This window comes from Halomonas sp. ALS9 (assembly GCF_001651035.1).
GTDB lineage: Bacteria > Pseudomonadota > Gammaproteobacteria > Pseudomonadales > Halomonadaceae > Vreelandella.
In genome coordinates, this window is record NZ_LXRG01000233.1 from 296,974 (window position 1) to 315,641 (window position 18,668).

Annotated in this window: 17 protein-coding genes and 1 pseudogene; 17 read left to right on the forward strand and 1 reads right to left on the reverse strand. The window is 54.5% G+C overall.

Going from position 1 to position 18,668, the window contains the following annotated elements; translation table 11 throughout:
- Positions 1-38: 38 nt before the first annotated feature.
- The 15 genes from fabD to A6R74_RS22040 all read left to right on the forward strand — a co-directional run bounded on the left by fabD (position 39) and on the right by A6R74_RS22040 (position 15,405).
- Positions 39-998 (forward strand): ACP S-malonyltransferase, encoded by a 960-nt coding sequence (gene fabD / locus A6R74_RS21970; RefSeq protein WP_064236594.1) that lies wholly within the window; start codon positions 39-41, stop codon positions 996-998.
- A gap of 57 nt (positions 999-1,055) precedes the next feature.
- The gene (fabG, locus tag A6R74_RS21975) at positions 1,056-1,799 is read left to right on the forward strand and encodes a 3-oxoacyl-ACP reductase FabG (protein WP_064236595.1); all 744 of its coding nucleotides are present in this window, start codon (positions 1,056-1,058) and stop codon (positions 1,797-1,799) included.
- Between the two features lie 124 nt (positions 1,800-1,923).
- A complete protein-coding gene (gene acpP / locus A6R74_RS21980) occupies positions 1,924-2,157 on the forward strand; it encodes an acyl carrier protein (RefSeq protein ID WP_008956801.1) in 234 nt (77 codons plus the stop codon).
- A 192-nt stretch (positions 2,158-2,349) separates the two neighbouring features.
- Positions 2,350-3,588, forward strand: a complete 1,239-nt coding sequence (gene fabF / locus A6R74_RS21985) for a beta-ketoacyl-ACP synthase II (protein WP_064236596.1) — start codon at positions 2,350-2,352, stop codon at positions 3,586-3,588.
- 53 nt (positions 3,589-3,641) lie between these two features.
- Entirely contained in the window at positions 3,642-4,439 is a 798-nt protein-coding gene (gene pabC, locus A6R74_RS21990; protein ID WP_064236597.1) for an aminodeoxychorismate lyase, read from the forward strand.
- Between the two features lie 77 nt (positions 4,440-4,516).
- Positions 4,517-5,524 (forward strand): endolytic transglycosylase MltG, encoded by a 1,008-nt coding sequence (gene mltG / locus A6R74_RS21995; protein ID WP_064236598.1) that lies wholly within the window; start codon positions 4,517-4,519, stop codon positions 5,522-5,524.
- Positions 5,525-5,558: 34 nt separating this feature from the next.
- Complete coding sequence (tmk, locus tag A6R74_RS22000) at positions 5,559-6,212, forward strand: dTMP kinase (protein ID WP_205634234.1); 654 nt, start codon at positions 5,559-5,561, stop codon at positions 6,210-6,212.
- A complete protein-coding gene (locus A6R74_RS22005; RefSeq protein WP_064236600.1) occupies positions 6,203-7,189 on the forward strand; it encodes a DNA polymerase III subunit delta' in 987 nt (328 codons plus the stop codon). The genes tmk and A6R74_RS22005 overlap by 10 nt, the downstream gene beginning before the upstream one ends.
- A 36-nt stretch (positions 7,190-7,225) precedes the next feature.
- Positions 7,226-7,561 (forward strand): PilZ domain-containing protein, encoded by a 336-nt coding sequence (locus A6R74_RS22010; RefSeq protein WP_064236601.1) that lies wholly within the window; start codon positions 7,226-7,228, stop codon positions 7,559-7,561.
- A 45-nt stretch (positions 7,562-7,606) separates the two neighbouring features.
- Positions 7,607-8,437, forward strand: a complete 831-nt coding sequence (locus tag A6R74_RS22015; protein WP_064236602.1) for a TatD family hydrolase — start codon at positions 7,607-7,609, stop codon at positions 8,435-8,437.
- Positions 8,438-8,475: 38 nt separating this feature from the next.
- Complete coding sequence (locus A6R74_RS22020) at positions 8,476-9,048, forward strand: DUF1285 domain-containing protein (protein ID WP_064236603.1); 573 nt, start codon at positions 8,476-8,478, stop codon at positions 9,046-9,048.
- Positions 9,045-11,255: an ATP-dependent helicase gene (locus A6R74_RS22025; RefSeq protein ID WP_064236604.1), complete on the forward strand. Its 2,211-nt coding sequence runs from the start codon at positions 9,045-9,047 to the stop codon at positions 11,253-11,255. The genes A6R74_RS22020 and A6R74_RS22025 overlap by 4 nt, the downstream gene beginning before the upstream one ends.
- A 160-nt stretch (positions 11,256-11,415) precedes the next feature.
- Positions 11,416-12,645, forward strand: a complete 1,230-nt coding sequence (locus A6R74_RS22030) for a hypothetical protein (RefSeq protein WP_064236605.1) — start codon at positions 11,416-11,418, stop codon at positions 12,643-12,645.
- Between the two features lie 11 nt (positions 12,646-12,656).
- Positions 12,657-13,094: a hypothetical protein gene (locus A6R74_RS22035; protein WP_064236606.1), complete on the forward strand. Its 438-nt coding sequence runs from the start codon at positions 12,657-12,659 to the stop codon at positions 13,092-13,094.
- 109 nt (positions 13,095-13,203) lie between these two features.
- Positions 13,204-15,405: a putative bifunctional diguanylate cyclase/phosphodiesterase gene (locus A6R74_RS22040; RefSeq protein WP_240488294.1), complete on the forward strand. Its 2,202-nt coding sequence runs from the start codon at positions 13,204-13,206 to the stop codon at positions 15,403-15,405.
- Positions 15,406-15,473: 68 nt separating this feature from the next.
- On the opposite strand, the gene A6R74_RS22045 is transcribed toward A6R74_RS22040, so the two are convergent.
- Positions 15,474-17,138, reverse strand: coding sequence for an electron transfer flavoprotein-ubiquinone oxidoreductase (locus A6R74_RS22045; protein ID WP_064236608.1), 1,665 nt, complete (start codon positions 17,136-17,138; stop codon positions 15,474-15,476).
- Positions 17,139-17,630: 492 nt separating this feature from the next.
- On the opposite strand from A6R74_RS22045, the gene A6R74_RS22050 reads away from it, so the two are divergent.
- Positions 17,631-18,380 (forward strand): electron transfer flavoprotein subunit beta/FixA family protein, encoded by a 750-nt coding sequence (locus A6R74_RS22050; RefSeq protein WP_064236609.1) that lies wholly within the window; start codon positions 17,631-17,633, stop codon positions 18,378-18,380.
- Positions 18,381-18,422: 42 nt separating this feature from the next.
- Positions 18,423-18,668, forward strand: a pseudogene (locus tag A6R74_RS22055) (electron transfer flavoprotein subunit alpha/FixB family protein); the annotation flags it as partial.

An 18,668-nucleotide genomic window follows, 5' to 3' on the forward strand; every position in this document is an offset into this window, starting at 1 on the left:
CATATGAGCAAATGCCTACAAGAGCAAAGGTGAACGACATGTCTCAACCCCTTGCCCTCATTTTTCCCGGGCAAGGCTCTCAGCAGCTTGGAATGCTGCGAGAGCTTGCCGAACGCTACAGTGTGGTGGGAACGACATTTGAGGAAGCGTCGGATGCTTTGGGCTACGATTTGTGGAAAGTTGTCCAAGAAGGCCCCGAGGAATCACTTAATGCAACCGCCTGCACTCAGCCTGCCCTGCTCTCTGCAAGCGTCGCTATTTGGCGCGTGTGGCAAGAGTTAGAAGGGCCGCGGCCGACTGTTATGGCAGGTCATAGCCTGGGCGAATACAGTGCTATGGTGTGCGCTGGCGTCATGAGCTTTGCCGAAGGTGTCAACCTAGTGCGTCTACGTGGAGAAGCCATGCAGGCGGCGGTTCCCGCGGGTGAAGGTGGCATGGCGGCGATCTTGGGTTTAGCAGATGATGCGGTTGAAGCCGCCTGTGAAAAGGCCGCCCAGGGCGACGTTGTTTCAGCGGTCAACTATAATTCCCCAGGTCAAGTGGTGATAGCTGGCTCTAAAGTGGCTGTTGAACGAGCTATTATTGCTTGCCAAGAGGCAGGTGCCCGGCGCGCCATGGCATTGCCGGTTTCCGTGCCCTCGCACTGCGCGCTAATGCGCCCTGCGGCCGAGCGGCTGGCAGAGGCTATGCAAAGCATTGAGCTGCGAGCGCCCCGCTACACGGTGATCCAAAATGTCGATGCGCAAGCCCATGCCGACACCGCGACGTTAAGCACTCGCCTAATCGAACAGCTCTATCAGCCGGTGCGCTGGAGCGCCTGTGTTGAAGCCATTGCGGATAAAGGTGTGGAGGTATTTATTGAGTGCGGGCCAGGAAAGGTGTTGACTGGCCTGAATAAGCGTATCGTGAAGGGTAGCAAGGGTTTGGCGGTGAATGATCCTGACAGCCTGGAGGCGGCGCTTGAGCTGGCGCGTGAAACGTTGGCTGACAAGGCGTAACCAAAGGGTGCTTATTTCGCTATCCTGGCTTGATTACACGGTTAGAGGCAGAACGTTATGACGCAAGAGAGTAGAGTTGCCCTGGTAACAGGGGCGAGTCGCGGTATTGGGCAGGCCATTGCCCGTGAGCTAGGTCGCCAAGGCCGTATTGTCATCGGTACGGCGACCAGCGAGTCAGGTGCTGAAAAAATTAGTGCCGATTTGAAAGAGCACGGTGTTCAAGGGGCTGGTTTATGCCTTAATGTGACCGACCAGGCCAGCATTGATAGCGTGTTGAAAACCATTGCTGAACGCTTTGGTGCGCCGACTATTCTGGTCAACAACGCTGGCATCACCCGCGATAATTTACTGATGCGCATGAAAGAAGATGAGTGGGACTCCGTTATGGATACCAACTTGAAATCTGTCTATCGTGTGAGCAAGGCGTGTTTGCGGGGTATGACCAAGGCGCGTTTTGGGCGTATTGTGTCAATTAGTTCTGTTGTGGCAACCATGGGTAACCTGGGCCAAACTAACTATGCTGCAGCTAAAGCAGGTATGGAAGGTTTTAGCCGCGCTTTGGCACGTGAGGTCTCTTCGCGTGCGATTACGGTAAACGCGGTGGCACCGGGCTTTATCGCTACTGACATGACCGAAGCACTGCCTGAAGCACAGCACGAGATGTTGCTTAAGCAAATTCCGCTGGCCCGTTTAGGGGCACCGGAAGAGATCGCCGCAGCGGTAGGTTTTCTGACCAGTGATGCAGCCGGTTATATCACTGGTGAGACACTTCACGTCAATGGCGGCATGAATATGCGTTGATGGCCTTGGGCTTGGCGGTTGCGTCTGTCCAAGGGCGTCTATAAACTACCCCGCAGCTTTTGGCTTGCGGTTTCCAAATAGCTGGTTATCAAAAACGGCTAATGTGAACGACTGGAGTACGTTAATGAGTACTATTGAAGAGCGCGTTAAGAAAGTTGTAGCAGAGCGCCTGAACGTTAAAGAAGAAGACATCCAAAACAGTTCTTCTTTTACAGAAGACTTGGGTGCTGATTCGCTCGACACCGTTGAGCTGGTAATGGCTTTGGAAGAGGAATTCGACACTGAAATTCCTGATGAAGAAGCTGAGAAGATCACCACGGTTCAAGAAGCCATCGATTACGTGAACGCCCACCAGTAAGGGCTGCGTCGATGCATCGAACCAGGGTGGGGTGCTAGCCACCCGCCTTAAGAGCCGTCCTTTCCTAGGGCGGCTTTTTTGCTTTGCAGCCACAATGCTTATAACGTTCAATCTCCGTTATACTGTTGACCAAATTTAAGCAGCAAATGACCCAAGTGGGTCGCGTCACCATGGATGCCTGGAGGAAAGCTGATGGCACGGAAAAGGGTAGTGGTAACTGGGTTAGGCCTGGTGACCCCAGTGGGTAATAGCGTGGTTGAGTCGTGGGCCAACATTGTGGCCGGTAAAAGCGGTATTACGCCTATTGAGCATTTTGACACCAGCGGTTTTAACACTCGCTTTGGTGGTTCGATTAAGAACTTTGATATTAGCCCGTATCTGAATTCTAAAGATGCCCGCAAGATGGATCTGTTTATTCAGTACGGGATGGCAGCGGGTGCCCAGGCGGTAGAAGATTCGGGTATTGAGTGTACCGAAGAGAATGCTGACCGTATCGGTGTGGCTATCGGCTCAGGCATTGGTGGCCTACCCATGATTGAGCATAACCACAATGCGCTGAACAAAGGCGGTGCTCGCAAGGTGTCGCCATTCTTCGTGCCGGGCTCCATTATTAATATGATCTCCGGCAATATGGCGATCCAGCACGGCTTCAGAGGCCCCAATATCGCCATTACCACCGCTTGCACAACGGGTACCCACAATATTGGTTACAGTGCGCGCACCATTGCCTATGGTGATGCGGACGTGATGATTTGCGGAGGGGCTGAAATGGCCACTACACCGCTGGGCCTGGGTGGCTTTTCGGCTGCTCGTGCACTTTCAACTCGTAATGATGATCCGGAAGCGGCAAGCCGACCTTGGGACACTGATCGCGATGGCTTTGTGCTATCCGACGGTGCGGGTGTGCTGGTGCTTGAAGAGTATGAACACGCCAAAGCGCGGGGAGCCAATATCTACGCCGAGCTGGTGGGCTTTGGTATGAGCGATGATGCTTACCACATGACGTCACCGCCGGAAGATGGGCGTGGCGCTGCGCTGTCTATGCGTAATGCGATCAAAGACGCCCAGATAGATGTTTCTAAAGTGCATTACATTAATGCGCATGGCACATCGACGGCTGCGGGGGATTTGGCGGAGAGCCGCGCTATTGAAAATGTCTTAGGTGATGCCGCGGCTAACGTCGCAGTTAGCTCCACCAAATCGATGATAGGCCACCTTTTAGGTGCAGCTGGCGCTGTAGAAGCGGTATTTTGTATCCTCGCTATTCGTGATCAAGTCGCCCCTCCCACGATTAACCTGGATAACCCTCAGGAAGGCTGCAACCTGGATTACGTGCCTCATACAGCGCGTGATATGCGTATTGATATGGCGCTATCGAACTCCTTCGGTTTTGGTGGCACTAACGGCTCGCTGCTGTTTAAGAAGGTGTAGTTGACGATGCTTCCGCCCGCGTTATCTGACGAATGCTATGTTTGACGAATACTATGTCTGACGAACACTATGTGCCGTTTGATGATCGTGGGCTGGCGTATGGTGACGGTCTATTTGAAACAGTACTGCTGTATGCTGGCGCGCCCGTGCTGTGGCGCTACCATATGGCGCGACTGACGGAGGGCTGTGATCGACTGGGAATACCGCTACCCAGCCAGGAGGCGCTTGATGCCACGTGGCAGGGCGACCCCAGAGCTGAGTTCGAAGTGCTAAAGCTAATACTGACCCGTGGCAGTGGTGGGCGTGGCTATGCCCAGCCGGAACAAATGGTGCCGCGTCTGCTTAGTCGTCGAACGCCGTTTCAACCGTCAGTTGAGCGCTGGCAGTCGGGAGTGACGATACGGATTTGCGATTTGCGGCTTGCCCGTCAGCCCCGGCTTGCAGGTATCAAACATCTAAATCGACTGGAAAACGTATTGGCCCGTCAAGAGTGGAACGATGCCGCTATTGCCGAAGGTGTGCTGGCCGATAGTGAAGATCTTGTCGTAGAAGCCACCAGTATGAACATTTTTTGGCATCAGGCGGGGCAGGTACTAACCCCAACGCTTGACCAGTGCGGTGTGGCGGGAACGCTGCGTGCTGCACTGCTTGAACAAGGTGGCGTCGTTCAAGCTACGCTTTCGCTTCATCAACTGGCTGATGTCGAACGGTTATGGGTGGCAAACTCTGTCCAGGGTGTATGGCCAGTGACTAAGCTACTTGCAGCGGATGGCTCTCTGTTGCAGCGTTGGCCCTTAGATCAGCCTGACCCGTTCCAACGCTTGGCACATCAGCTATTGGGTGTTGCTTAAACGCCAGTGTTGTTTAGATATCGTTTGTTTGGCTATCGCTCGTTTGGATATCGCCCGGTAATTTTCTTAGAGGTGTCATGGTGAAACGGTTATTAACCGCTTTATTGGTGTTAGTGGTAGTTGGGGCTGCAGCTGCAGCAGGCGGTTATTTCTATTGGCAGAGCCGATTAGAGGCACCGCTAGCGCTTGATGAGCCAATGCTTTACCAAGTGCCGTCTGGCGCAGGCTTTAATCAGGTTGTGGCCCAATTGGAAGACCAGGGCGTGCTGGAAGATGCCTGGGCGTTTCGCTTGCTAGCGCGGGTCGAGCCGGAGCGCGTGCCAAGGCTGCGTACCGGCGAGTATCAGCTATTGCCGGCTATGAGCGGTCTGGAAATGATGGCATTGTTAGGCAGCAATAAGGTGGTCACCTACTCGCTGACGATTCCTGAGGGGTGGTCTTTTCAGCAGATGCGCGAGTTGCTCAATGCCGCGCCGAAGCTTGACCATCGCACCGCGGAGTTGAGCGACGCCGAGGTAATGACGCTCCTCGACCGAGAAGATACCTTCCCAGAAGGCTGGTTCTTTCCCGATACCTATCGGTACCACTTGGGCATGAGCGATGTTGATATCCTGCGCCAATCATTGGAGCGGATGGAGCGAATCCTTGCAGAAGTTTGGGAAGAGCGCGCGGACGACCTAACCATTGAGACTCCCTACGAAGCGCTGATTATGGCCTCGTTAATCGAGCGGGAAACCGGTGCGCCCGAAGAACGGCGAGAAATTGCTGGCGTGTTCAAGCGTCGCATGGAGCAGGGCATGCGCCTGCAAACCGACCCGACGATTATTTACGGTATGGGTGAGCGTTATGAAGGGCGGATTACCCGCGCCGATATCCGCGAGGCCACGCCGTATAACACCTATGTAATTGACGGAATACCGCCCACGCCGATTGCCATGCCGGGGCGCGCCTCCTTAGAGGCAGCGGTGAATCCATTGCCTGGCGAGACGCTCTATTTCGTTTCCCGTGGGGATGGTACGCACCACTTCTCGCGTACGCTGCGGGAGCATAACAATGCCGTTAATCGCTATATCCGCAACCGATAATCGCCATGACTGATCACCACATTAAGGGAGCATGATGAGTAAGCGTGGACGCTTCATTACGCTGGAAGGCGGCGAAGGCGTGGGTAAATCCACCAATGTGGGCTTTGTCGCCGAGTGTCTGGAAGCCGAGGGCCTGGAAGTGGTGCGTACCCGCGAGCCAGGCGGTACTGCGCGTGGCGAAGCTATTCGCGCACTGCTGCTGGATCCTGCACCCCAAGAGCCGCTGCACGTCGACGCAGAGCTGCTGCTAATGTTTGCCGCGCGGGCACAGCATTTGGCGGAAAAAATACTCCCCGCCTTGGCAAGAGGGGCGTGGGTCGTCTGCGATCGCTTTACCGATGCCACCTTTGCCTATCAGGGCGGTGGTAGAGGCATTGCCAAAGAGCGTATCGCTGTGCTGGAAGATTTTGTTCAGCAGGGGCTGTCGCCCGATTTAACGCTACTGCTCGATATGCCCAAAGAGGCTGCAAGACAGCGCTTAGAGTCGCGCCTGCGTGATCGCCACGAGCAGCGGGATCGTTTCGAGCAGGAGCAAGCTGACTTTTTCCAGGCGGTGCGGGATGGCTACTTGGCGCGAGCGGAAGAAGCGCCGGAGCGCTTTGCGGTGATCGATGCACAACACTCCCTGGATAAGGTACAAAGCCAAATCCAACAAGTTCTATTAACGAAGGTTACTGCATGGCGCTAACCGGCGTAATGCCGTGGCATCAAACCACGTGGCAGCATTTGACCCGCTTGGCTGATAGTGGGCGTATGCCCCATGCGCTGTTAATTCATGGCGCCCACGGCGTTGGTAAGCAGCAGTTGGCGGAGGCGTTGATTGCGCGAACGCTATGCGCTTCGCCCGCCGACCAAGCCTGTGGCCACTGCCATAGTTGTGCGATGCTGGCATCCGGGTACCACCCGGATCTATTGCGAGTCTCTCCGGAAGAGGGTAAGCGCCAAATCCGCATTGACCCGATTCGCGAGGTTAACCGCTTTGTTTCGCAAACGGCTCAGCAGGGCGGTTACCGGGTGATTGTGGTTTCGCCCGCCGAGGCAATGAACGTTGCCGCCGCCAATGCGCTACTCAAAAGCCTTGAGGAGCCCGGTGAGAAAACACTGTTTATTCTGCTTTCAGACGTGCCCTCGCGGATGCTGGCGACGATCCGCTCCCGCTGCCAGCAGTGGTCACTGCCTAGCATTGCCTTTGAGGCGTGTCGCGGCTGGTTAATCGAGCAGCTGGGCAGCGCTGACGATGCCTACTTCTGGTGGCAGGTGGCGGGTGGTCTGCCGCTGCTTGCGGTGGAGCTGGCCGTACCGGAAGAACGCGCATTGCGCCACCAGATTCACGACAGTTTTGAACAGTTAGTGCGCGGCGCCGAGCCCGTTTCAGAGGCGGCACGCCTGGATCGTCAGGCGATTGATGCCATCTTATGGTACGGTATCGCCTGGCTGGAAGACCTGATTAGGCTGGGTTTGTCTGGTGAAGCAGAGGTGTTGCATAACCCTGATCTTGAGCCCCTCTATCGTCAGGCGGTTAAAAATGGTCGGGTGCAGGATTGGTTTCGCCTGCTGGATTATGCCCGCGAGCAGCGGCGGTTATTGGCAGTGGGGGCCAACCCCAATCCGCAGTTAGTGCTTGAAGCTTGGTTGGTACGCTGGGCGGCGCTGCTACGCTCATAGCGGCTTCTTTTATCGTTTGTTTGCAGCGAGGTCGTCATGGCAGCTCAGAAAGCGCTCTCTCTTACTGTTCCAGATGTGCCGACACTGCTTTCCGCGTACATGCCTTTTCTGGATCATGGGGGTATTTTTGTACCCACTCAGACCCATTATGCCCTTGGTCAGCAAGTATTTTTACTGCTCACGTTACCGGGTGAAAGCGAACGCCTTTCAGTCACCGGTCAGGTGGTGTGGGTATCGCCGGAGGGGGTGAGTGGCCGCCGTATGCCAGGCATTGGCCTGCACTTCAGCCAGCAGGATTACCCGGTGCGTGACCGCATCGAGACGCTGCTTGCCGGTCAATTGGATAAAGCAGCCCAGTCGTTTACGCTTTAAATCAGACTATAAGACGCTTATAGCCCACTCGTTGTCGAGACCTGCATGTTTGTTGATTCACACTGTCACTTAGACCGTTTATCCGACCAGACCCATGGAGGCGATATCGCCGCCACCCTGGGCGCCGCTCGTGCTGCTCACGTCAGCCAATTTCTTGCTGTGTCGGTGACGTTAGAGGATATGCCGCAGTTGGCGGCCATTGCCCGTGCCCATCACGATGTGGCGATCTCCGCTGGGTTACACCCTTTATATAGCGTTGAGCACGAACCTAGTGTTGCGGATATTAAAGAGGCCGCTGAACAGTATGGCGCCGTAGCGATTGGCGAAACCGGCTTGGATTACCACTACCGCGACAGTGTACCTGTAGAGATTCAGCATGAGCGCTTCAGGCGGCATTTGATCGCGGCGCAAGAGCTGGGGCTCCCGGTAATCATTCATACCCGCGAAGCCAAAGAAGAAACACTCGCCCTATTACGTGAATACAGCGACCCTCGCGTGGGCGGTGTATTACACTGTTTTACTGAAGACTTGGCGATGGCCCGTGAGGCGGTAAGGCTGGGATTTTATATTTCGCTGTCGGGCATCATTACCTTTCGCAATGCCGCTTCGCTGCGTGATTTGGCCGGCCAACTGCCGCTAGATCGTCTGCTGATAGAGACCGACAGCCCCTATCTTGCGCCGGTGCCTTATCGCGGCAAGCCAAACGAGCCTGCCTGGGTAGTGGAAGTGGCAGAGTGCATTGCTACACAACGGGGTATTAGCGTTGATGAAGTTGCCATGCAAACCGCTGCCAACTTTTATCAGCTGTTTCGTGCCGCCGCGCCGGATGCCCCGGAGCACGTTAAACAGGGGCTGGCAAACGCTGGGCTTTTATAGCGAATACGCCTTGAATACGCATAAGCGAGGTGGGCGATATGAATATTGATCGATTGCTCCAGCAAGGTAGCGGAGACGAGGAGCGCGCTAGTGCTATTCCACCGCTCGATGAGTGGCACCCAGCGCTCTCTGGCGATATGAATATCTTTATTCACGCAGACGGTAGCTGGTCGCACGAAGGCCAGCCGTTTGGCCGCCCCAAAGTGGCGCGCCTATTGGCAACGCTGCTGCGACTTGATGACGAGGGTTACTGCCTGGTAACGCCGGTGGAACGCTGGCGGATAAAGGTCGAAGACCTGCCGCTGGTCGCGGTAGAAGCCGACTTTCGTGATAGTGCCTGGTGGTTTACCACGCAGTTTGACGATGTTGTTCGTTTAGATGCCGACCATCCGCTCTCGGTTACGTTAACGCCGCAAGGGGAAGCGGTGCCGCAACTGCCGGTACGTTTTGGCCTGGCTGCGCGCCTTCATCGTAATGTCTATTACCAGCTGGTGGAGGCCGCCGAAACCCGTGATTTAGGCAATGGCACCAGCGAGATTGGACTGATGAGCACCGGGCAGTGGTTTGCGCTGGGTAGACTCGACGAAGAGCCATCAGGCGAGGCGCCGTGAAGTTAACCGCTGAACAGCAAGCTGTGGTTAATCACCAAGCTGGGCACGCCCGGGTGGCGGCAGTGGCCGGGGCCGGTAAAACTACCACCATGGCTGCCCGGGTGCTGCATCTACTGGCTAGCGGGGTGCCGCCAAAGCGTATCCTGGTGCTGATGTTTAACCGCTCCGCAAAGGATGATTTCCAAAATCGATTAGCCGCAATGGCCCCTGCTGGGCAGGCACTACCGGATGTGCGCACTTTTCACTCCCTGGGCCACCGGTTAACCCAAAGCTTATGTCGATGGGGCGCGCTGGCGCCACGCCAGCTATTGTCCGCTGATTGGCAATTGGAAAGACTGCTTCGCCAAGCGAGTCTCAATGTGCTGCGTGACGCGGTTGAACGCCGCGATGCTGCCCTGGAAGGGGATCGTCTGGAAACCCTGGCCCACTTCTGTGGCTTAGTAAAGGCAGAGATGATGACCCCGGAAGCGCTCTATGAGCGGCTCAATTTAGACCCCGACACGGACTATTTCCCTGCAGCCTTTGTAGAGGGAGAGCGGCTACTAGCAGCCGAAGGAGTGATGACCTATGCCGATCTACTCTATCGCCCGCTGTTGGTGTTAGAAGGAGATAGTGGTCTGCGCGGTCGCGTGGAGGGCTTTCTCGATCATGTCATTATCGACGAGTATCAGGATATTAATGCTGCGCAGCAGCGGCTTTTATCCGTGCTGGTGGGCAGCACCGCCGAGGTAATGGCGGTGGGCGATGCCAACCAATGTATTTATGAGTGGCGTGGCGCCAAACCCGACACCATGCTGGAAAATTTTACTGCCACCTTTGGCAGTGCTACCGACTATCCACTATCGACCACCTTTCGCCACGGCCACGCCTTAGCGCTTGCCGCTAATCACGCCATCGCCGCTAACCAGCGGCGTCCCAATCAGCTCTGTTTAGCAGCGGTCAATAACCCCGAAACGCGTGTTTCGGTGGGGCAGGGCACCCGCTTACTACTCAATGCGTTAATGGATTGGCAGGCCAAGGGGCGAGCGTTTAACGAGGTCAGCCTGTTGGTGCGTAGCTGGGCACTCTCGGTGCCATTTCAACTGGCTCTGCTACAGGCAGGCATCCCGTTTCGGCTTCAGCGCGAGGATCGCTTCGTCTTTCGCTTGCCGCTGGTGCAGGCTTTGGCGGGCTATTTAAAGCTGTCGCGTCGGCCGGATCTGCTGCGAGATCCGCAACAGCTGCTCCTGCTGCTTTCCCAGCCGACCCCCTTCGTTGCCCGTGAGCGACTGCAGCGGCTCGCCTATCAGTTGGCGTCTACTCAACAGTGGCCCGAGCGCCACGATCCCATGTTGACGGCGTTAAAGCCGATTCAGCGCCGCACGCTGAAAAAGCGTTGGGTTCTGCTTTGCGAGCTACCGCAACTAAGTGCATGGCCACCCGCCAAGCTATTACGTCACGTGGTGGAAAGTATCGATGCTGAAAAGACGCTGAAGCGAGCGGCGGCGCGACGGGATAAAGGCGAGGAGGATGTGCGCTTACTCGACGTGCTGATTGAACAAGCGCAAAGCGTGCAGGATCCCGACGCTTTTATCGAGCTATTGGAACGCCCAGTAGAGAACCAAGCGGGCGGCGTCCTGATCAGTACCGTGCACGGTGCCAAAGGGCTTGAGTGGCCACTGGTAGCGGTGGCTGGAGTCAACGAGGAAGATTTTCCCCATTATAGCCGCGATAACCCACTTAGCGACGAGCGTTTGGAGGAGGAGCGACGGCTTTTCTATGTGGCCATCACCCGCGCCCAAGAGCAACTGCTGGTGCTGCATGACGGCGGCGTGCACCGTCCTAGCCGTTTTATCGCCGAAAGCGCCTGGCAGGATAGCATGCGCGTTGCTTCCTGCCTGGCTGCTGACAGCCCACCAGTGGCTGAGCTACAGGTGTCTTCGGTGGGGCTGGTGGAGCGCTATCTGGCGAGTCTTGGGCGCGACGATATTGTGCTTGCCCCGGCGCAGGTTGAAGAAGCCAAGGTAGGTTATACGGGCGATGCTCAATTTTACCCCGGCCAACGCCTTCTTCATGCGGTATTTGGTGAAGGTGAAGTGGCCGCAGTAGAAGGAAGTGCCAGCGACCCCGTGATTGATGTGCGCTTTGATCAGGCGGGCAGAAGGCGTCTTATTGCCCGCCGGGCGCCCATTGAAGTGTTGGAAAATGGCTCAACGCTTGTTGGGTAAGTAGTTGATTTATCGCCAAGACACACTCTTTTACACTTGCCGCTAAATTAAGCTTTAGAGCGGTTTGACTTAGCATGGCCCTGCCGATTTAATACCCTCACGCCTACCGAGCTAATACGCCGCAGCTCATAGCATATAACTTATGAAATAGGGAACGGGCATGGTAAGGCAAGCCACCTGGCTCTGCGTCATTTTGATCGTCTTACAAAGCGGCGCCTTGCTGGCCGATAGCACTTTGCCTGACCTGGAGTTTAATGGTTTCGGCACGCTGGGCGTTGTTCATTCTGACGAGCGGAACGCTGACTTCGTTGGCGACCCCTTTGCCTCAGAAGGTGCTGGGTATAGTGGCGACTGGAGTGCTGAAGTTGATAGCCGCTTAGGTCTTCAAGCAACGCTGCGTATGACGCCTCAGCTCTCCACTGTTGTTCAGGTGATCAGCGAAAAGAGGTATGACGGCTCATTTGCGCCTGATATTGAATGGGCGAATGTGCAATACGATGTTAGCCCTGATCTCAGCCTGCGAGTTGGGCGTATGGTGCAGAGCTCTTTTATGGCCTCTGAGCACCGTAAGGTTAATTACGCCACTCCGTGGGCCAGGCCGCCACAAGAAGTTTACCGTTTAATCCCTGTGGCTAATTTCGATGGTGTTGATGTGCGCTATCGATATCATAGCGGCAGCGTCACCAATGAACTGCAGGTGAATTTTGGGGGAGGCAGCGCTGATTATCAAGCCGGAAGTATCGACGCGAGCGATTCATGGGGCGTGTCTCACCGCACTCACTGGGGTAATACCACTCTGTTTGCCAGCTATGGCGAACTGAAAGTCAGCGTTGATGAGCTCACACAGTTCTTCGATATTTACCGTCTCTTTGGTCTGCCCGGCGAAGCGCTTGCAAATCGCTATGAAGTTGATGGTAAACGCACGCGTCTAATGAGTTTAGGGGCTGGTTATGACCCCGGTTCATGGTTTGTGATGGGAGAGTGGGCTCACTTTTCGTCGCCGTCTCTGTTAGGCAAAAGCGAAGGAGCCTACATGACTTTCGGCTATCGTATCGCCGAATGGACACCCTATGTGGGGGTGGCGCGGGCAAAAATCACCAGTAGCACCTCAGAGCCGGGATTGAATACTGCCCTCTACCCATCGCCTTATGCAGAAGGGGCGCAGCTTCTTAATGGTGTATTAAATGAGATTCTATCCAGCGGGATGCAGCAAGACAGTATTACGCTTGGGGCTCGCTGGGATTTCAGGCCAGGTATGGCTCTTACAGCCCAGTATGATCATATCGATATGCGTTCAGGGTCATCCGCGGGGCTGATTAATCAGCAGCCCGAGTTTAACCCAGGTGGACGGATTAACTTGTTCAGCCTTGCGCTCGACTTTGTGTTTTAAGGAGAGTGACAATGGTTAGACGTCTTATTGCGCCTGGAATCAGCCTCTTGTTTGGGGCAATGCTGAGCCTGAATTGTACCCTCGCTCTAGCCGAAGTGTTGGTGGTCGTATCAGCGGACGCGCCTTTTACTCGCCTCACAAGCAGTGATCTAAGGGATATTTATTTAGGGCGCCGCACGCAGATAGCCAATGGGATGATGGTGGTGCCCTTGGATCAGCCTGAAGGCACGGCAGCGAGAAGCGAGTTTTACACTCACTTTACGGGACAAACCCCCGCGCAGATCAAGGCGCACTGGGCCAGGCAGATATTTACCGGACGGGGGCAGCCGCCCCAAGCGCTCGCTAATAGCCGTGCTGTGGTAGAGCGGCTGGTCAGTGATACAAAAGCACTGGGTTATATAGACCCTGCTTTTCTCGATGAGCGTTTGAGAGTGGTGACAATTGAGTAGTCTCAATGATCAGCGAAGTCCTAACCGGCTCGGCTCAACCAAAGCTTTTATTAAGCGATGGCCCCATCATCTTGTAGAGCCACTGGTGCTATTTAGCATAGTGGCTTTTATGATGCTGTTGGTTGTATGGGGAAGTACTTACTTTTTAGTTAATAAAGAGCGCGTGGCCATTGAACGTCAGGCAGAGCTGTCTGTGGGTGACATTACAGATACCTATGAAGCACGCGTTGTAAGAGCGCTCAGGGAAATCGATACGGCATTAAAATTAGTTCGATTTACCGCCAATAATACTGGTCACGCGAACGTACTCAAAGCATTAAATGAACAGCGCTTATTGCCACCTGCACTACTATTTACCATCAGTCTTGTCGATGCCCAGGGCATGGTCGTTGAATCGACTGATTCAGGGCTACTGGGGTTACGTTTGACGCCTCCTTTGCAAACCCCGCAGGAGGGCGATTACTTAGCTGTAGGTGAGGTTCAGACTGATCAAGAGAAGCAGCTTACCTTTACCAGGCCACTGATGCTTGGGCTAGCGCCAACGCAAGAGATAGGCTCGGGCTGGGTCGTTATTGCTATTGATGCCAATTATTTTGTGAGTAGTTATGAGGCTCGTTCTTTGGGCCAGCAGGGTTTGCTGGCGCTGGTCGGCGAGGGTGGAATCGTTCGCGTCAGGCGGATCGGGGAGTCTATTGATTCAGGCGAGTTGATGGCGTTAGCGGCTTGGCAAAGTAGTACGCTGGATGCCGTTAGTGTCCCCTTTCTGACCCACTGGCAGGATGTAGAGCGCTACACCCTGGTACGCAAACTCTATGATTTTCCACTATCAATCGTCGTAGGGCTTTCGGCCCAGGAGCAGTTGGCCGAGGCTCAATTGCTAGTGCGAAAGTACTGGCAGCGGGCCGCGTGGACAAGCGCTCTACTGCTCATCATTCTGGCGATACTTGGGCGCATGAGTTGGCAACTTCAGCGGGAGCGGCAGCGGGTAATGGACGAGCGTGTAGTGCATGCCCAGCAGGTTGAGCACTTGGCTTTCCATGACACGCTAACTAATTTGCCTAATCGTGCTTTTTTGAGCCACTTAATTACCCAGGCTGTAAAGCTTGGCGACCGCCATGGCGAATCCTTCGCTCTGCTTTTCTTAGACCTTGACCGTTTTAAGTTAATCAATGACACCTTGGGTCACGATGCCGGTGATCACCTTTTACAAGAAGTGGCTAGGCGTCTGACTACATCGGTGCGTGAAAGTGACGTTGTCGCTCGGCTAGGAGGTGACGAATTTGTAATTCTCTTGAGTAAGGTCAGCCGACGAGACCAGATTGAGCCCATTGCCCAAAAAATCCTCTCTGCTGTTAGAGATCCCTTTACGCTAGCGGGGCAGGAGTGCCCTATCTCGGTCAGCATTGGTGTCTCGTTATACCCGGTTGATGGGCTTGACGAGCAAACATTGATGAAAAGTGCTGATATGGCGATGTATCAGGCGAAGCAACTGGGCAAAAACAATGTCCAGTTCTATACCGACGAACTAAGTGCAGAAATGGATGTGCGCTTAACGTTGGAGTCTGGCTTGCACCGTGCGCTTGCGAGCCAAGAGTTTAGGTTGTTCTTTCAGTCAAAGCATGACATCGAGGTAGGCAACACGCTTGGCATGGAGGCACTACTTCGTTGGCAGCATCCAACGCTAGGACTGCTTGAACCAGCGCAATTTATGAGCCTCGCTGAAGAGAACGGTATAGCGATGCCTATCGGTCAATGGGTGCTCGAAAATGCCTGTAGGCAAAACATGCTGTGGCAACAAGAAGGGTTTCCCACCCTAACGATGGCCGTCAAGATTTCTGCACTGCAATTTTACGACAATAGTTTTGTTAAGAGCATCAGCGACGCATTAACGACTACCGGCATGAATCCTAGGCTGCTTGAGTTGGAAATTACTGAGAGCATGCTGCTGCAGGATGTTAAACGTACCGCGATTATCTTTGCAGAACTTAAAAAAATGGGCGTTAAGATAGTGGTTGATGATTTTGGTACCGGGTATTCCTCTTTATCGGATTTAAACGTTTTGCCGGTAGATACATTAAAAGTCAGCTCATCTTTACTTAAGCGTTTATCAGGCTCTAGCCATGATCAACAACTATCTGCATCAGTCATTGAGCTGGGTAAGCGTCTCAGCCTCCAGGTGTTTGCGAAAGGAATCGACCCCCGTGAGCCGACACGTTTTATTCGCAGTCACTCCAGTTTTCATTTTCACGGATTTTATAGTAACAGGCCGTTATCAGCAGAGGAGAGTTACCAGGAGAAGACGAATCGCTAGCAAAACACTGCTTACCCCTTGTGCAGCGACTACAGGGCAAGCAGTGACGACAGATTTAAACCTACTTTTTACATATTGGGGTAGTTGGGGCCGCCGCCGCCTTCTGGCGCTACCCAGGTAATATTCTGCGCCGGGTCTTTAATATCGCAGGTTTTGCAGTGCACGCAGTTCTGGAAGTTGATCTGAAAGCGTGGCTGTCCCGCGCTATCCTCAACTACTTCATAGACGCCTGCTGGGCAGTAGCGCTGTGCCGGTTCGGCGTATTCGGGCAGGTTTTCGCGGATCGGCAGCTCAGGATCATCCAAGCGTAGGTGGCACGGTTGATCCTCTTCATGGTTGGTGTTTGATAGAAATACCGAGGTAGGCTTGTCGAAAGAAAGCTTGCCGTCCGGTTTGGGGTAATTAATCTTTTCAAACTCGGCCGCAGGCTTAAGGGCGCCGTGGTCGGTAGTAGTGTCGTGGACGTTAGGCAGCTTGTTGCCCAGCAACTGGTGGGCAAAGTTATATGCTCCACCGCCCACAGTGCCATATTTATGGATTGCGGGACCGAAGCTGGCGCTCTCTTTAAGCTCCTGATAGGCCCAACTTGCTTGCCACTTCTGGGTAAAACTCGTTAGCTCCTGCGCGCCCTCATCGCCAGCTTTGATCGCCTCAAATACGCTCTCTGCCGCGACCAAGCCTGACTTCATTGCGGTGTGCAGACCTTTAATCTTGGAGAAGTTGAGGGTGCCTGCATCGCAACCAATCAATAGCCCGCCTGGTAAGGTCATTTTAGGCAGGCTGTTCAAGCCTCCTTTGGTAATCGCCCGGGCGCCGTAAGCCACGCGCTTGCCACCCTCCAGGTACTGGCTAAGTACTGGATGATGCTTCATGCGCTGGAACTCGTCGAAGGGCGAGAGCCATGGGTTCTGGTAGCCCAGATCCATAATCAAGCCCACGACGACCTGCTGGTTTTCCGCATGGTAAAGAAACCAGCCGCCATGGGTATTTTTATCTAATGGCCAGCCAGAGCCGTGCAACACAAGCCCAGGTTCATGCTTGTCGGCAGGCACATCCCACAGTTCTTTAAGGCCGATACCGTAGTGTTGCGGGTCGCGACCTTCATCGAGTGAGAAGTCTTTAATTAAGCGTTTGCCCAAATGACCGCGCGCACCTTCAGCAAACAGCGTGTACTTGGCGCGCAGCTCCATGCCCGGCATATGGCCATCTTTGGGAGTGCCATCCGCGGCGACGCCCATATCGCCAATCAGAATGCCGCGCACGGCGTTATCTTCAATAATAACGTCCTGAGCGGCAAAGCCTGGAAAGATCTCAACGCCGAGGGCTTCGGCCTGTTCGGCTAACCAACGGCACAGGTTGCCTGCACTGATCACATAGCGGGTAAGGTCGCCGCCGGTGTTGTGCATGCTTTTAGGCACTACTGCGTTGGGCACTTTCTGCGCTTTTTCGGCGTCTTTTAGCAAAAAAACATCGTCGCGAATCGCCGGCGTATTGAGCGGTGCGCCGCGCTCCTCCCAGTCTGGGAACAGCTCTGCCAGGGCGCGGGGTTCAAATACCGCCCCTGACAATATATGTGCGCCCACTTCTGAGCCTTTTTCAACTACGCAGACGGTAAGCTCTTGCTCAGCTTCGTTGGCTTGCTGCATTAGGCGGCATGCGGCGGAAAGCCCGGATGGGCCCGCACCGACAATGACAACATCAAAGTCCATTACATCGCGTTCAACAGTTTCCACCCGGTTTCTCCTTATTCTCTTTAAGTGCCATTATTTATACGTGCTAGCGAATGAGCACTAGCTTATAAAAGATCGGCCTTAATTTAAAACGGTCGTTTGCTTCTGGTTATATGCCATGATAGGCATAATACCTGTGTCAGGTCACGCCGACGATGGTGAAAGAGGCATTTATTGGCTGTATGCTTTGCTAATCAGCGTTCAGTTACGACTAAGGCCGTAGTGGTTGATAAGGCATCAGGTGTTGTCGCTTTGAGGTAGGCTATGGCAAATTGGTTAGGTTTTTCAATTGCGTGTCTATCAAACGCTTGATTGAATTTAATGTGCTGAATTTAAACGCGCCACCGTTCGTGTTGGTAGCAGCTGTGATGGGGCAGGTGGTCGCTGTTGAGAAGTGGTCTGCCAGTCTTCATCACACGTCTTAATTTAAGGGGTATCCGCTGGGCGGGTGCCGTCTCAGGGTAACGGCTTTACGACAAGCCAAGCGAGGAACCTATGAAAGTACTCGTCGCGGTTAAACGCGTCATCGACTACAACGTCAAAATCCGCGTTAAAGCGGATCACTCGGACGTCGACCTTACCAACGTCAAAATGGCCATGAACCCGTTCTGCGAAATTGCCGTGGAAGAAGCTGTGCGCCTAAAAGAGAAAGGCGTTGCTACAGAAGTGGTCGCGGTCACCGTTGGCCCCAAGGCCGCCCAAGAGCAGCTCCGCACCGCGCTGGCGTTGGGCGCGGATCGTGCCATTCATATCGAAACCGATGAGCGCGCCGAATCCCTGGCCGTCGCCAAACTATTGGCTAAAGTGGTCGAAGAAGAGCAGCCCGGCCTGGTCGTTCTTGGCAAGCAGGCCATCGACACCGACAACAACCAGACCGGCCAGATGCTGGCGGCCCTCACTGGCCTGCCGCAGGGCACCTTTGCTTCAGAGGTTGCGGTCGATGGGGACAAAGTCAACGTCACCCGTGAAATCGACGGCGGCCTGCAGACTATCGCCCTGACACTGCCGGCGATTGTCACCACTGATCTGCGTTTGAATGAGCCGCGCTACGCCAAGCTCCCCGATATCATGAAGGCCAAGAAAAAGCCCCTGGATGTCAAAACCCCCGCCGACTACGGCGTCGAGGTGGCCTCCAAGGTGAGCCTGCTAAAAGTCGAATCGCCAGCGGAGCGCAAGGGTGGCGTCAAGATTGCCTCGGTAGACGAGCTGATCGACAAGCTCAAAAACGAAGCCAAAGTTCTTTAAGACAAGTACTTTGATACAAGCGCTTTGAAAGGAGTTAATTCCATGAGTATTCTGGTACTTGCTGATTTACACGAAGGCCAACTGGCTGGTGCGACGGCCCACGTAATTGCGGCCGCCCAACAAATCGGCGGTGATATTGACGTTCTGGTTGCCGGTGAAGGCGTTCAGGCCGCGGCTGACGCTGCCGCTAAGTTAGACAGCGTGAGTAAAGTACGCGTCGCCGATAATGCCGTTTACGCCCATCAACTGGCTGAGCCCATGGGCGCACTGCTGGTCGAACTGGCGGGT

Excerpts from the sequence above, each read along its gene's own strand:
- fabD (WP_064236594.1), top strand. The coding sequence starts at position 39 with ATGTCTCAACCCCTTGCCCTCATTTTTCCCGGGCAAGGCTCTCAGCAG.
- fabG (WP_064236595.1), top strand. The coding sequence starts at position 1,056 with ATGACGCAAGAGAGTAGAGTTGCCCTGGTAACAGGGGCGAGTCGCGGT.
- acpP (WP_008956801.1), top strand. The coding sequence starts at position 1,924 with ATGAGTACTATTGAAGAGCGCGTTAAGAAAGTTGTAGCAGAGCGCCTG.
- fabF (WP_064236596.1), top strand. The coding sequence starts at position 2,350 with ATGGCACGGAAAAGGGTAGTGGTAACTGGGTTAGGCCTGGTGACCCCA.
- pabC (WP_064236597.1), top strand. The coding sequence starts at position 3,642 with ATGTCTGACGAACACTATGTGCCGTTTGATGATCGTGGGCTGGCGTAT.
- mltG (WP_064236598.1), top strand. The coding sequence starts at position 4,517 with ATGGTGAAACGGTTATTAACCGCTTTATTGGTGTTAGTGGTAGTTGGG.
- tmk (WP_205634234.1), top strand. The coding sequence starts at position 5,559 with ATGAGTAAGCGTGGACGCTTCATTACGCTGGAAGGCGGCGAAGGCGTG.
- A6R74_RS22005 (WP_064236600.1), top strand. The coding sequence starts at position 6,203 with ATGGCGCTAACCGGCGTAATGCCGTGGCATCAAACCACGTGGCAGCAT.
- A6R74_RS22010 (WP_064236601.1), top strand. The coding sequence starts at position 7,226 with ATGGCAGCTCAGAAAGCGCTCTCTCTTACTGTTCCAGATGTGCCGACA.
- A6R74_RS22015 (WP_064236602.1), top strand. The coding sequence starts at position 7,607 with ATGTTTGTTGATTCACACTGTCACTTAGACCGTTTATCCGACCAGACC.
- A6R74_RS22020 (WP_064236603.1), top strand. The coding sequence starts at position 8,476 with ATGAATATTGATCGATTGCTCCAGCAAGGTAGCGGAGACGAGGAGCGC.
- A6R74_RS22030 (WP_064236605.1), top strand. The coding sequence starts at position 11,416 with ATGGTAAGGCAAGCCACCTGGCTCTGCGTCATTTTGATCGTCTTACAA.
- A6R74_RS22035 (WP_064236606.1), top strand. The coding sequence starts at position 12,657 with ATGGTTAGACGTCTTATTGCGCCTGGAATCAGCCTCTTGTTTGGGGCA.
- A6R74_RS22040 (WP_240488294.1), top strand. The coding sequence starts at position 13,204 with ATGATGCTGTTGGTTGTATGGGGAAGTACTTACTTTTTAGTTAATAAA.
- A6R74_RS22050 (WP_064236609.1), top strand. The coding sequence starts at position 17,631 with ATGAAAGTACTCGTCGCGGTTAAACGCGTCATCGACTACAACGTCAAA.